The sequence below is a fragment of the Lactobacillus delbrueckii subsp. delbrueckii DSM 20074 = JCM 1012 genome (genome assembly GCF_001433875.1).
In the GTDB taxonomy this organism is placed as follows: domain Bacteria; phylum Bacillota; class Bacilli; order Lactobacillales; family Lactobacillaceae; genus Lactobacillus; species Lactobacillus delbrueckii.
The window spans coordinates 1-14,227 of the sequence record NZ_AZCR01000039.1 but is presented as its reverse complement, the minus strand read 5'-3'; the positions used below and the strand labels follow the sequence as shown (position 1 = coordinate 14,227).

Below are 14,227 nucleotides of genomic sequence, written 5' to 3'. Positions count from 1 at the left end.
TTGTCGTTATTAACATTGTAAGGGACAACCCTTCTTTTTTGTTGCCTATTTTCTATTTACACAAGAATTTATACTGAACCGAATTTTTTATAAAGATGAGCAAGATTAAGATCGATTTGACGAGCAAGATTACCCAGGGCGAGCAAACGGAAACCATCCGCCAGCAGGCAGAAGGCGAATTGCGGGAAGACGGCGCGGTGAAAAGAATTTTTTACGAGGCGGAAAAGGTGCCGGTCAAGATGCTCGTAAAAGAGCAGGAGCTCTTAATCCGGCGGGGGACTGACCACAGCAACTTCTCCCAAATGCATTTTATTTTAGGCGAGAAGGGGCAGTGCAAGTATGTGGTCGAGGGCCGGCAGCTGGATCTCTTGTCGGAAACCAAGCGCCTGGAATTGAAAGAAAATGCCGCTGGTCAGCAACTTGAAGTTGAATATGACCTCTTTAGTGGTGTAGACTTAATTGGTAGTTATGCCGTCTCGTTGATTTTTGCTTAAATGACGTGTAAAATGGACAAGATTGAATAGAGAGGACGTTCAACTGTGGGATTAGCTGATTTTAAAGACGTGGATCGCAACGAATTGTCAATGATTGAAGTTGCACACGCAATTTTGGAAGACCGTGGCGAAAGAATGGCTTTTGCCGATATCGTTAACGAAATGCAAAAGTACCTGAACAAGAGCGACGAAGAAATTCGCCAGCGCTTGCCGCAATTTTACACGGACATAAACACCGATGGCCGCTTCATTTCCATGGGTGAAAATGTCTGGGCCCTGCGAACCTGGTTCAAGTTCGAAGCTGTCGATGAAGAAGTCGACCACCCAGAAGACGACGGCGACGAAGCATCAACTCGCAGGCACCACAGGAAGGTCAATGCCTTCCTGGCCACGACTGAAGGCGATGACGTGATCGACTACGAAAACGATGATCCAGAAGACGAAGACTTGTCCGACGACAGTGACGCTGACGAAGATGACGTTGACGACAATTACGATGACGATTACGACGGCAATGAAGACGACGAAGATGACGACTCATTGCCAGACGGGATCGAAGGTCAGCTGTCACAAATGGATGACGACGACCTTGATGACGGTGAAGACGAAGAATAGGATTTTGTCCTTGACTTGCGGCTGAAAAGTCGTTATTATTTTGCGTGGGCACCCTATGTGCGTTTAGCTCCCTAATTGCTAGGGAGCTTTTTTATTATTTTTCAAAGGAGAGCTCAATGACCAAATATATCTTTGTGACTGGCGGCGTTGTTTCATCATTGGGGAAAGGGATTACTGCATCAAGCATTGGTCGCTTGCTGAAGAACCGCGGCTTAAAAGTTACCATGCAGAAGTTCGACCCATACATCAATATCGACCCCGGTACGATGAACCCTTACCAACACGGTGAAGTTTTCGTGACTGACGACGGTACGGAAGCTGACCTTGACTTGGGCCACTATGAAAGATTGGTCGACGTTAGAACCAGCAAGTACTCTAACGTGACGACTGGCAAGATCTACCAGGAAGTCTTGCAGCGCGAACGGCGCGGCGACTACCGCGGCGGCACTGTACAGGTGATCCCGCACGTAACTAACATGATCAAGGAAAAGGTCATGCGGGCAGCGCAAATGACCGACACTGACGTGGTTATTTCCGAAATCGGCGGTACGGTCGGTGACATGGAATCAACTCCGTTCATGGAAGCTATCCGGCAAATGCGGCGGGAAGTCGGCTCAGAAAACGTCATGTACGTGCACGTTACCTTCGTTCCTTACCTGCGGGCAGCCAAGGAACTGAAGAGTAAGCCGACCCAGCAATCAGTTTCCATGCTGCGGTCAATCGGGATCCAGCCAAACATGCTGGTTCTTCGCTCAGAAATGCCAGTTCCGCAGGAAATGAAGGACAAGATCTCCACTTTCACCGACGTTCCAGTCGACTACATCGTGGAATCTTTGGACGCTCCATCTCTGTTTGACGTGCCGTTGTCCTACCAGGAACAAGGCGTTGACCAGAAGGTCGTTGACTTCCTCCACATCGACAGCCCGAAGCCGGTTGCCGACATGGACGAATGGCGCCGGATGGACGAACGGGCCAAGAACTTGAAGTACAAGACCAAGATCACCCTGGTCGGCAAGTACGTCGAACTGGAAGATGCCTACATTTCCGTAACTGACGCTTTGCAGCACGCCGGCTACCTGTACAACAGCAAGATCGAAGTTGAAAAGATCCAGGCTGAAGACATTACTGAAGACAATGTAGCCGAACTTTTGAAGGACACCCAGGGCTTGATCGTGCCAGGCGGTTTCGGCACCCGGGGTCTGGAAGGGATGATCACTTCCATCAAGTACGCCCGCGAACACGACATTCCATTTCTGGGGATCTGCCTGGGGATGCAGATGGCCAGCGTGGAATTCGCCCGCAACGTTTTGCACCTGGAAGACGCCAACTCAGCTGAAGCAGAACCAAACTGCAAGAACAACATCATTGACTTGATGGCTGACCAGCGCGACCAGGAAAAGATCGGCGGCACCTTGCGTCTGGGCTTGTACCCAGCCATGCTGAAGGCCGGCACTAAGACCCGGGAATGCTACGACGGCCAGGAAGTCATCCAGGAACGTCACCGTCACCGCTACGAATTCAACAACAAGTACCGGGAAGACTTTGAAAAGGCCGGCATGACCTTCTCAGGTGTTTCTCCAGACAACCACCTGGTGGAAATCGTTGAAATCACGGATAAGAAGTTCTTTGTTGCCGCTCAATACCACCCGGAATTCCTGAGCCGGCCAAACCGGCCAGAAGGGCTCTTCAAGGGCTTTATTGGGGCAGCCAGCGGTTTGCAGGTCGACAAGTTCTAAATTTTGTACGATAATAATAGATAGTGACAAGAGAAGAGAAACCTCTTCTCTTGTTTTTTTGACGAAGATCTATTAACATTATTATGATAATTTGACAAAAGAAAAGGACTACTTTCCCAAATGAAGCAAATGATAATTCACGGAGGGAAACCCCTGCAAGGCGACATCTGGATTGGCGGCGCGAAGAACTCAACGGTAGCGCTGATTCCGGCCTCAATCCTGTCGAGAACGCCGGTGACCTTGGAATCAGTTCCGCGGATTGCCGACGTTGACAATTTGATGGACTTGTTGAGCGAAATGTACGTGCACTGCGACTTCCGCGAAACGACCTTGCAAATTGACCCGACTGAAATCAAGATGAGTCCCCTGCCAGCTGGGAAGATTAAGAGCTTGCGCGCGTCTTACTACTTTATGGGCGCTTTGCTCGGTCGTTTTGGCAAGGCGGTTGTAGGTTTTCCTGGTGGCGATGACATTGGCCCGCGGCCGATTGACCAGCACATTATGGGCTTCCAATCCCTCGGCGCCGACGTTAGATATGAAAATGAGCAGATTGTAATTACCGCGCCTGATGAAGGGTTGAAAGGGGCCCAGATTCACCTGAAGATGGCTTCTGTTGGGGCAACGATGAACATCATCATGGCCTCAGTCACGGCCAGCGGCCGGACGGTGATCGAAAACGCGGCCAAGGAGCCGGAAATCATCGACCTGGCAACTTTCTTGAACAACATGGGGGCCAAGATCCGCGGGGCGGGGACTGACACCATCAGAATCGACGGGGTTGACCGCCTGGAGGCCAAGGTGCCGCACACGATCATCCCTGATCGGATTGAAGCCGGGACTTACATTTCCATGGCAGCCTGCATCGGTAACGGGATCCGGATCCACAACATCATCTCTGAACACCTTGACGCCTTTTTGGCCAAGGTGGAAGAAATGGGCGTGGTGATCGACACTGATGAAGACTCCCTCTTCGTTTACCCGGCCGGGGACCTGCGCATGGTCCAGGTCAAGACCGGGACCTACCCGGGCTTCGCGACTGACTTGCAGCAGCCAATTACGCCGCTCTTGCTGACGGCTAAGACCGGGGAAGGGGTCATCATCGACCCGATCTACCCGAAGCGGACCCGGCACGTGCCGGAACTGCAGAAGATGGGGGCTTCCATCACGGTCGTTAACAACATCATTCTGGTTCAACCGGGCAGCCGCCTGCGCGGGGCGGTGGTTCACGCTGACGAAATCCGGGCCGGGGCCTGCTTGATGCTTACGGGCTTGATGGTTGACGGCGAAACGGTGATCAACAATGCTGGCAACATCTTGCGCGGCTATGACCGGGTGGAAGAAAAGCTGCGCCAGCTGGGCGCTGACGTGGTCATCCGGGACGTGGAAGATTAACTTGAGCCCTTGTCAAACGGGCTGGATAGTGGTACTATGTTAGAGTTAACCGATTAATCTATGGCCTGTAGAAGGCTATGGCAAAGGAGTTTTAGAATTATGAAACAAGGTATTCACCCAGATTATCAAGAAGTTTGCTTCATGGACTCAGCAACTGGTTTTAAGTTTGTTGCCGGCTCAACTTTGAAGTCATCAGAAACTATTGAATTCGAAGGCAACACTTACCCATTGATCCGTGTTGAAATTTCATCAGATTCCCACCCATTCTACACTGGCAAGCAAAAGTTTGCCGCAGCCGATGGTCGAATCGAACGGTTCAACAAGAAGTACGGCTTCAGCAAGAAGAACTAATCGTTCTCTTTACTTTAAAAGCAGCCCTCTTGGGTTGCTTTTTTATTGCGAAGAGCGCTAAACAACGTATAATATACTAAGTGTTATTCTCAAGGAGCAGCATTGGAATGAAAATGCAGTTGGCAGAAATCGCCCAAGCCTTAAATACCAGTTGTGAAGGGGACGCAGAAACGGTCATTACCTCAGTGGCCTTTGACTCAAGAAAGATTAGCCAGGGCGCCCTCTTTGTCCCGATCAAGGGGGAAAGAGACGGCCACGATTTTGTGGGTTCAGCCATTGAAGCCGGCGCCAGCGCCACTTTGTGGGAAGCTGGCCACCCAAACAAGCCGGAAGGCATCGCGGTCTTAGAAGTTGCCGACACCTTGAAGGCCATGCGGGATCTGGCCCGCTACTACCTGCAGAAGGTCAACCCAACCGTGGTCGGCATCACCGGCTCAAACGGCAAGACCACGACCAAGGACATGGTGGCGGCGGTTTTGGCCAAGCGCTTCAACGTTTACAAGACCCAGGCCAACTTCAACAATGAAATCGGCGTGCCGATGACCATTTTGGAAATGAAGCCGATCACTGAAATCCTGGTTTTGGAAATGGGGATGGACCGGGCTGGCCAACTGCATGAACTGAGCCAGCTGGCCCGGCCGGATGTGGCGGTCATCACCATGATCGGGGAAGCCCATATCGAATTCTTCGGCAGCCGGGGCAAGATCGCCGACGCCAAGATGGAAATCACGGACTTTTTGCAAGAAGACGGCGAATTCATCTACAACGGTGATGAACCCCTACTGGCGGAAAGAGCCGCAAAGCTTTCCCAGGACAAGTCCACCTTCGGTTTCGCGGACTCTGACAGCATTCATGCCAGTGACCTCCGCAGCACCATGCACCATTCCTTCTTCAAGATTAACGGGACTGACCGGGAATTCTCAATTCCAATGATCGGCCGCCACAATGTGGCTAACGCCATGGCCGCTATTCTGGTTGGCCGCCACTTCGGGGAAAGTGACGAGGAAATCGCCGCTGGCCTGGCCAACTTCGTGCCAACGGCCAACCGGATGGAATGGGAAAAGGGCGACTGCGGCGAAGACATCATGAGCGATATCTACAATTCCAACCCAACGGCAGTTAAGGCCGTGACTGCCTCCTTTGGCCAGGTTCCAGTCAGTGAAGGCGGCCGCCGGATCGCGGTTTTGGCCGACATGCTGGAACTGGGCAGCCGGTCAGCCGACCTGCACAAGGGTCTGGCTGCCTGCTTGGACCCGGACAAGATCAACGTCCTTTACCTTTACGGGCCGGAGATGAACCACCTTTACCAGGCCCTGCTGGGCAAGTACGACCAGCAGAATCTGCACTACTACCCAGAAGACGAGATGAGCCATTTAATCGATGATTTAAAGAGCGACATCCACAGCCAGGATATCGTTTTGCTGAAGGGGTCCCACGGGATGCATCTGGAACGAGTCCTCGACAGACTGAAATAGGAGAACAATTTGAAATTTACTGAACTAGGATTGAACGATAATATCTTAAAGGCAATTAAGCGGTCAGGCTTTGAAGAAGCCACCCCGATCCAGGCCCAGACCATTCCTTTGGCTCTGGCAGGCCAGGACGTGATCGGCCAGGCCCAAACCGGGACGGGGAAGACAGCTGCCTTTGGTCTGCCAATCCTGCAAAAGCTGGACCTGAACAAGCAGGAGCAAGCCATCCAGGCCATCGTAATTGAACCAACCAGAGAACTGGCCATCCAGACCCAGGAAGAACTTTTCCGCCTGGGCAGAGACGAAAATGCCAAGGTCCAGGTCGTTTACGGCGGGGCGGACATTGGCCGGCAGATCCGGGCCTTGAAGAAGGTGCCGGAAATCCTGGTCGGGACTCCTGGCCGGCTTTTGGACCACTTGAAGCGCAAGACCATCAAACTGGACGGCGTCAAGACAGTTGTTTTGGACGAAGCCGACGAAATGCTGGACATGGGCTTCATCCAGGATATCGAAAGCATCTTAACCTATGCTGAAAACCGGGACCAGACCCTCTTGTTCAGCGCGACCATGCCAAAGCCAATCCAGGCTTTGGGCGAAAAGTTCATGCATGACCCGCAAGTCGTGAAGATCCAGGCCAAGCAACTGACGGCTGATTTGATCGACCAGTACTTTGTCCGCGTCCGGGAAAACGAAAAGTTCGACACCATGTGCCGGCTGATCGACGTGGAAAATCCGGACCTGGCCGTGGTCTTTAGCCGGACCAAGCGCCGGGTTGACGAACTGACCCGGGGCCTGGTTGCCCGGGGCTACAACGCGGCCGGCATCCACGGCGACTTGACCCAGGCCCGGAGGATGCAGGTGCTCAAGCGCTTTAAGGAAGGGGAGCTTGACATTCTGGTGGCTACTGACGTGGCTGCCCGGGGCCTGGATATTTCCGGGGTTACCCATGTTTACAACTACGACATTCCGCAAGACCCGGACTCCTACGTCCACAGAATCGGCCGGACCGGCCGGGCCGGCAAGAGCGGGATGAGCGTGACCTTCGTGACGCCAAACGAGATCGGATATATGCGGACTATTGAGGACTTGACCAAGAAGAAGATGTCTCCTCTGCGTCCGCCGACAGACGCCCAGGCCTTTGCCGGGCAGATGAAGCAGGCGTTCTTGAAGGTGGACGACCTGTTGAGCGGGGATTTGAGCAAGTATGACGACGCAGCGGAAAAGCTGCTGGAAAATTACTCAGCTGAAGACATCGCCGCTGCTTTGCTGAAGGAACTCTCTAACGACAGCGATGTTATGGTTACCATCACCCCTGAAAACCCTCGCTCTTACCGGGGCAAGCACTCAGGCGGCCGCGGTAGCCGCAGCCGGAGCGGTAACAATAACTTCAAGGGCAAGCGCAATTTTGACAGAAAGAAGCGCAAGCCAGGCTTTAAGTTCCACGGCCGGAAGGGCTAAATTTTTAAAAAAAGTAAAAAGGACCGGGCTTTTGTCCCGGCCTTTTTCTCTTTGTGCTATTATTTAAACAGCGTGAGGTGGAAAGATGATCAAAAATATCGGTGTGGACCAGATTGAGGTGGACCGGATCGCCAAGGTCGTTGACCGGGGGGACGGCTTTGCCCGAAAGGTTCTTACCGACCGGGAATTTGCTCAGTACCAGGACTTGACTCATAAGCGGAAGATTGAGTACCTGGGCGGTCGCTTCGCCATCAAGGAGGCCTTCTCCAAGGCCTGGGGATCCGGGATTGGCCAGGCAGTTTCCTTTGAAGACGTGGAAACCTTGAGGACCGAGTCCGGAGCGCCCGTAACGACGTCGCGGATTTTTACGGGGCGGATTTTTTCCAGCATCGCGCATGATGATCACGAGATCGTCGCCGTGGTCGTGCTTGAAGAGCCGGCCGGCTGGCGCCGCGCGATCGGCAAACTATCGCACCTGTTATCTGGGAGGAAAAATGATCACAGCAGTTAATCGACCAGCAGCCCTGCATATCAACCTGGCTGCTATCAAGGAAAACACCCGGCAGGCCAAGGACCACTTGAAGCCGGGCCAGAAGCTCTTTTGCGTGGTTAAGGCCAATGCCTACGGGCATGGGGCATCGCGCCTGGCGCCGGTGATGGAAGAAGCCGGAGCAGACGGCTTCTGCGTGGCCATGCTGGATGAAGGGCTGGAACTACGCCGGGCTCAGATCGTCAAGCCAATCCTGGTCTTGGGTCTGCAACCGGCTGAAGAAGCCGCCCTGGCTGCCGTCAACGACATTTCTTTGCCGGTGTCCAGCCTGGACTGGCTCAAGAAAGCGGAAAAGGTCCTCCGCAAGGAAGGCCTGAAGCTGAAGATTCACCTGGCCATCGACTCCGGCATGGGCCGGATCGGCTTTAGCGAAGACGAAGACTTCAAGGCAGTCAACGAATATCTGCAAGGCAATGATGCCTTCTTTGTGGAAGGGATGTTCACCCACTTTGCTTCCGCTGACTCTGCTGATGCCAGCTACTTTGACTACCAGGTCAAGCGCTTCAAGCACATGGAAAGCCTGCTGACGGTCAAGCCAAAGTGGATCCACGTGGACAATACCGCGGCCATCCTCTTTGACAAGGACGTAGCCAGCGACATTGTCCGCTTCGGGATTGGCCTCTACGGGCTCAACCCTTCATCAGCCCCAGGAAGCCGGGACTTAGAGCCTGCTTTTGCACTTAAGCCGGCCATGTCTTTTGTCAGTGAACTGACCTATGTCAAGCAGATCCACAAGGGCTATGGGGTCGGCTACGGGTCAACCTACATCGCAGAAGAAGACGAATGGATCGGGACCGTGCCGGTTGGCTACGCTGACGGCTGGATCCGGAAGTTCCAGGGCTTCAAGGTCAAGGTTGGGGACACTTACTGCCCGATCGTCGGCCGGGTCTGCATGGACCAGTTCATGGTTCTTTTGCCCAAGGAAGTGCCGGCTGGCACGCCAGTTGAACTGATCTCAGCTGATCCGGCAGCGCCAAACAGCCTGCGCCGGGCAGCTGACTGGCTGGATACCATCCACTATGAAGTGGCCTGCCAGTTTAACGACCGTCTGGACCGGATTTATGATAACGAATAAGATCAGGAAAAAACCTCCGAATTTTGCTTCGGAGGTTTTTAATATGCTTTTGCTTATTCTTCGTTCAAGAAGACGCCTGGCTTTTCTTCGCTCATAATGTTCATGCCGGCAGCCAGGTCTTCAACGGCAACGACTGGGAAGCCCTTGGCCTTGAGCTTCTTGCAGATGGACTTCAGTTCAGTTTCCGTGGTCCCTTGCGGCAGGGTGAAGAGGGTCCGGCGGACGTACTTGCCGTCAAATTCGCTGGCTGGCGCGTCCAGAGTCATGGCCCCGGCCAGGTTGACAAACTTGGCGATGATCTTGGTCATCTTGGTCAAGTTGCCACTGTCGTTGGTTGACAAGACAGTCAAGACGTAAGCCCCGGTCTTGATGTTCCAGGCTGAGGACAGCATGTCCAGCAGGCGGGCGTGGGTCAAGATGCCGTAGAAGGTGTTGTCAGTGTCCAAAACAGCAATGTAAGGCAAGTCCTTGATGGTAAAGAAGACTTGGAAGAATGGCGCGTTGATCTTGATGGTCTTGGTGGCGTTCTTCAAGAGGTAGGTTACCGGCAGGCTCATGTCCCCGCCTTGGGACTTGTGGCGGTAAATGTGCATCTTGTAGATGTTGCCGCGGAAGATCTTGCCGCTGTCATCCAGGATCGGCACGCAGCGGTAGCCGGAGCTTTCCAGTACCTTCAAGGCTTCTTCCAGGGTAGCATGTTCGTTGACAGTCGTCAGGTAGTCTTTCTTGATGACCAGTGATTTGATTAACATAGGATAACCTCCGTTATGTGGATTTACATGTAAATGTTTTTTTATCTCATACTTTCACATTATAGCATGCAGAAAAAATTAAAGACAGGTTAAAAGACAGGAAAGCGTAAGATTTTTGCCAGTTGTGCTAAAATTATTAAGATACAGCAAGTGAGGAGACTTTTGATGAAATTAATCGTTGCTTTGGGCAATCCTGGCCTTAAATATGAAAAAACCAAGCATAATACCGGCTTCATGGCCCTGGATCACTATTTAGATGAAAAAGGCCTGCGCCTGGACCGCGACAAGTTCACGGCCCTCTACGCCAAGGAGAAAGTGGCGGGCGAGGACGTGATCTTCATGGAGCCGCAGACCTACATGAACGAATCCGGCAGAGCCGTGGGCGCGGCGGCCAAGTTCTTCAAGATCGACCCCAGCGACATCCTGGTTATCCACGACGACATGGACATGCCAATCGCCAAGCTGCGGATCCGGGCCGGCGGCAAGTCTGGCGGCCACAACGGGATCAAGAGCATCATTGCCTGCCTGGGGACTGAGAAATTCAACCGACTGAAGATTGGCATCCGGCACCCGGACAAGCAGAGCGTGGTTTCCTGGGTCCTGACTCCTTTTAATCCCGACCAGCAAAAGGAGCTGGAAGCCAGCTTTGCCAAGGTTGATCAGATCATTGACGACTTTATCGCTGGCAAAGACGCCCAGTATTTAATGAACCGTTACAATTAAAGACAAGCACACGAACATGCAAGTAATTGATTTTTTGAAAAAAGATCAAGGAGTGACTGCTTTTATCGCGAAAACGTCCCGGATCAAGAACTCCCTGCTTACAGGAGTCGAACGGGGCGCTTTTGCCGTCCTCATCCAGGCTTATTTAGCCCAGGTGGGCCAGCCCCTTCTTTTGATCGAAGAGAATGAATACAAGGCCCAGGAACGCTACAACGACCTGAGCCGGCTTTTGGACGATGATGACCTGGAGCTTTTTGCCCTGGACGGGAACCTGGCCACGCAAACGGCGGTCAGTTCACCGGATGAACTCAGCAGCCGGATTCAGTGCTTGAACCTGCTCTTAAGCGGCCGGCCTGGTGTCGTGATCGCGACACCGCAGGGCCTGCAGTATCCGTTAAGTGCCCCGGCCCTGTTTAAAAAGGGACAGAAGCATTTTGCAGTTGGGGATGAAATTGCCCTACCCGACCTGGCCCAGTGGCTGAACCAGGCTGGCTACCACCGGGAAAACCTGGTAGTTAAGCCGGGCGAGTTCGCTATGCGGGGGGACATCGTCGACCTTTATCCTTTGGACCGGGAAAGCCCCCTGCGCCTGGAATTTTTCGGCGACGAAATCGACACGATCAAGACTTTTGACCTGACCAGCCAGCGCAGCCTGGAGGAATTGCCGGAAGCGACCGTACCAGCGGCCAGTGACCACGTCTTTACGGTAGAAGACTTGGACCGGGCGGGCCGGGAACTGGCCGGCGACCTGCCAAAGGAAGCAGCCGCTAGCCTGGCAATCGCCCAGGAAGCCTTAGCTAACGGGCAATTGCCGGATGACTGCAACCGCTACCTGGACTACCTTTTGCCTGAGTCTTTCAGTCTGCTGGACTACCTGCCGGCTAAAGGATTGCTTTTGTTTAACGACTGGCAGCTGATCGCCGAAAGCGTCAAGAATATGTGCGCTATCAATGATGACTACCTGGCCAGCCAGATCGCCAGCAAGATGATGACCAGCCGGCAGAAGCTGCGCCTGGATTTTGACGCGGTGCTAAAGGCAGATTGCCACCACCGCCTCTATGTCAGTATGATGGCCCACTCCATGGGCCGGCTCCGTTTTGGCCAGCATTTGGCCTGGGACAGCCGGGAGCCGCAGCAGTTTTTCAGCCAGATGGAGCTTTTGAAAACTGAGCTGGACTCTTATGCCAAAAAGGGGCAGACGGTGGTCTTGCAGGTGTCCAGCCGCCGGCAAGCGAAGGAATTCAACCGGAGCTGCCATGACTATGACATCTACCTGCCTTTGGCAGAAGCAGACGGCTTAAAAGAAGGCCGGGCCCAGCTGGTTATCGGCGGCTATGCCAGCGGCTTTGTCCTGCCGGACAGCGACCTGGTCTATCTGACGGAAAAGGAGCTTTTTAACCAAAACAAGCGGTCGAAGAAGCGGATCAAGACCCTGGAAAATGCCCAGCGCCTGCGCAGCTATACAGAGCTCAAGCCTGGCGACTATGTGGTCCACGTCAATCATGGTATCGGCCGCTTTGAAGGCATCCAGACCTTGGAAACCGACGGGAAAAAGCGGGACTACATCACCATCACCTACCAAAAGGGTGACCAGCTGTTTGTCCCGGCTGACCAATTGAGCTTGGTGCAAAAGTACGTGGCTTCAGAGGGCAAGCAGCCCCACGTCAACAAGCTAGGCGGCAGCGAGTGGGCCAAGACCAAGAAGCGGGTTGCGGCCAGAGTTGAGGACATCGCTGACGACTTGATCGACCTGTATGCAAAAAGAGAGGCGGAGAAGGGCTTTGCCTTTTCCCCGGATGGATCAGACCAGGCGGCCTTTGAAGCTGCCTTTCCTTATGAGCCAACCCCTGACCAATTGCGGGCTACTGCGGAAATCAAGGCTGACATGGAAAAGGCCAAGCCGATGGACCGGCTTTTGGTCGGGGATGTCGGCTTCGGGAAAACCGAAGTAGCCATGCGGGCAGCCTTTAAGGCCATCTGTGACGGCAAGCAGGTCGCCTTCTTGGTGCCCACGACCATCCTGGCCCAGCAGCACTACCAGACCATCAAGGACCGCTTTAAGGGATTCCCAGTGGAAATTGCCAGCTTCTCCCGTTTCCAGGGCCAGGCCGAAAGCAAGAAGATCGTGGCCGGCCTGAAAGACGGCAGTATTGACTTGGTAGTCGGCACCCACCGGATTTTGTCCAAGGACGTCCAGTTCAAGGACCTGGGCCTGCTCATTATCGATGAAGAGCAGCGCTTTGGGGTGGCCCACAAGGAAAAGCTCAAGCAGCTGAAGACCAATATTGATGTTTTGACCCTAACGGCTACTCCGATCCCGCGGACTCTGCACATGTCCATGATCGGGATCAGAGACCTGTCAGTCATGGAAACGCCGCCGCAAAACCGGTATCCAATCCAGACTTATGTCCTGGAACAGTTGCCAGGCATGGTCAAGGAGGCCTGCCAAAGGGAAATGCAGCGGGGCGGCCAGGTCTTTTACCTGCACAATCGGGTCGAGGACATCGAAGAAACGGTTGCCCGCTTGGAGCAGCTTTTGCCAGAGGCCCGGATCGCCTATGCCCATGGGCAGATGAGTGAAAACCAATTGGAAGACATCTTGAGCCGCTTTTTGGACCGGGAATTCGACATTTTGGTCACCACGACCATCATTGAAACCGGGATCGACATGCCTAATGTCAACACCATGATCATTGAAGATGCCGACCACTACGGCCTCAGCCAGCTCTACCAATTGCGGGGCCGGATCGGCCGGTCAGCCCGCCTGGCCTATGCCTACTTCCTCTACCAGCCAAACAAGGTTCTGACGGAAGTGGGGGAAAAGCGGCTGGACGCCATCCGGGACTTTACCGAGCTGGGGGCAGGCTTCAAGATCGCCATGCGGGACTTGTCCATCCGCGGGGCCGGCAACATGCTGGGGGCCCAGCAGCACGGCTTTATCGACAGCGTCGGCTACGACCTCTACTCTCAGATGCTGGCTGACGCCATCAAGGAGCGGCAGGGGAAGAAGCCAGTCAAAAAGAGCAATGCCGAGGTCGACCTGGGCCTGGAAGCTTATATTCCAGAAGACTACATCGCCGACCAGGAGCAGAAGATCGAATTTTACAAGAAGATCAAGGGGATCGGCAGCCTGCAGGACCGGGAAGACATCGAAGATGAGCTCCTGGACCGCTTTGGTGACTATCCGGCAGCTGTTGAGAACCTGCTCAACGTGGCCAGCCTGAAGGCCAGCTGCGACTTGGCCCAGATCTTGACTCTGGTCAAGGAGAAGGCCCAGATCCGGGTCATTTTCAGTGATTACGGCAGCCGGGAAATGGAAGGGCCAAACATCTTCAAGGCCCTGGAACATGTTTCCTGGAAGGCCCGGATCGCACTTGGCGCCCAAAAGCGCCTGGTGGTTACCCTGTTTTTGCCAGACAAGCTGACCCGGCGGGCCATGTTCACGGAACTGGGCACTTTTGCCAAGGACGCGGCGGAGATCATCCAGCGGTAATTTTTTAAGAGCAAAAAGTTAAAGTAGGAAAAGCTAAAAAAGGGTTCAGTATAAAAACTTGTGTAAATGACTGAGAGACTTAGAAAGCTTTCCGCGATAGTTCCATTAACCGCAGG

Annotated in this window: 12 protein-coding genes; 11 read left to right on the top strand and 1 reads right to left on the bottom strand. The window is 53.7% G+C overall.

The window, feature by feature from the left end; all coding sequences use genetic code 11:
• The first annotated feature begins 95 nt into the window (after positions 1-95).
• The 9 genes from FD23_RS06075 (at position 96) to alr (ending at position 9,143) form a co-directional block, all read left to right on the top strand.
• Positions 96-494 (top strand): YwiB family protein, encoded by a 399-nt coding sequence (locus FD23_RS06075; RefSeq protein ID WP_002878700.1) that lies wholly within the window; start codon positions 96-98, stop codon positions 492-494.
• Between the two features lie 45 nt (positions 495-539).
• Positions 540-1,109 carry a DNA-directed RNA polymerase subunit delta gene (gene rpoE / locus FD23_RS06070; RefSeq protein ID WP_025895888.1) on the top strand — a complete coding sequence of 190 codons (570 nt, stop codon included), beginning with the start codon at positions 540-542 and terminating at the stop codon, positions 1,107-1,109.
• A 116-nt stretch (positions 1,110-1,225) separates the two neighbouring features.
• Complete coding sequence (locus FD23_RS06065) at positions 1,226-2,845, top strand: CTP synthase (RefSeq protein ID WP_002878695.1); 1,620 nt, start codon at positions 1,226-1,228, stop codon at positions 2,843-2,845.
• Positions 2,846-2,965: 120 nt separating this feature from the next.
• Complete coding sequence (locus tag FD23_RS06060) at positions 2,966-4,237, top strand: UDP-N-acetylglucosamine 1-carboxyvinyltransferase (RefSeq protein ID WP_013439086.1); 1,272 nt, start codon at positions 2,966-2,968, stop codon at positions 4,235-4,237.
• 99 nt (positions 4,238-4,336) lie between these two features.
• Positions 4,337-4,588, top strand: a complete 252-nt coding sequence (locus tag FD23_RS06055; protein WP_002878693.1) for a type B 50S ribosomal protein L31 — start codon at positions 4,337-4,339, stop codon at positions 4,586-4,588.
• 107 nt (positions 4,589-4,695) lie between these two features.
• Positions 4,696-6,063, top strand: a complete 1,368-nt coding sequence (locus tag FD23_RS06050; RefSeq protein ID WP_052933548.1) for a UDP-N-acetylmuramoyl-tripeptide--D-alanyl-D-alanine ligase — start codon at positions 4,696-4,698, stop codon at positions 6,061-6,063.
• 9 nt (positions 6,064-6,072) lie between these two features.
• Positions 6,073-7,518, top strand: coding sequence for a degradosome RNA helicase CshA (cshA, locus tag FD23_RS06045; RefSeq protein WP_025895889.1), 1,446 nt, complete (start codon positions 6,073-6,075; stop codon positions 7,516-7,518).
• A gap of 85 nt (positions 7,519-7,603) precedes the next feature.
• Positions 7,604-8,029 carry a holo-ACP synthase gene (gene acpS, locus FD23_RS06040; RefSeq protein WP_013439088.1) on the top strand — a complete coding sequence of 142 codons (426 nt, stop codon included), beginning with the start codon at positions 7,604-7,606 and terminating at the stop codon, positions 8,027-8,029.
• Complete coding sequence (gene alr / locus FD23_RS06035) at positions 8,013-9,143, top strand: alanine racemase (RefSeq protein ID WP_025896323.1); 1,131 nt, start codon at positions 8,013-8,015, stop codon at positions 9,141-9,143. Before acpS ends, alr begins: the two co-directional genes overlap by 17 nt.
• A gap of 53 nt (positions 9,144-9,196) precedes the next feature.
• On the opposite strand, the gene cbpA is transcribed toward alr, so the two are convergent.
• A complete protein-coding gene (gene cbpA / locus FD23_RS06030; RefSeq protein WP_025896324.1) occupies positions 9,197-9,895 on the bottom strand; it encodes a cyclic di-AMP binding protein CbpA in 699 nt (232 codons plus the stop codon).
• Positions 9,896-10,060: 165 nt separating this feature from the next.
• Between cbpA and pth the strand changes: the two genes are divergently transcribed.
• Positions 10,061-10,618, top strand: a complete 558-nt coding sequence (pth, locus tag FD23_RS06025; RefSeq protein WP_003612856.1) for an aminoacyl-tRNA hydrolase — start codon at positions 10,061-10,063, stop codon at positions 10,616-10,618.
• A gap of 16 nt (positions 10,619-10,634) precedes the next feature.
• On the top strand, positions 10,635-14,111 hold the full coding sequence (gene mfd / locus FD23_RS06020) for a transcription-repair coupling factor (RefSeq protein WP_052933549.1): 3,477 nt from the start codon (positions 10,635-10,637) through the stop codon (positions 14,109-14,111).
• The last annotated feature ends 116 nt before the right edge of the window (positions 14,112-14,227 follow it).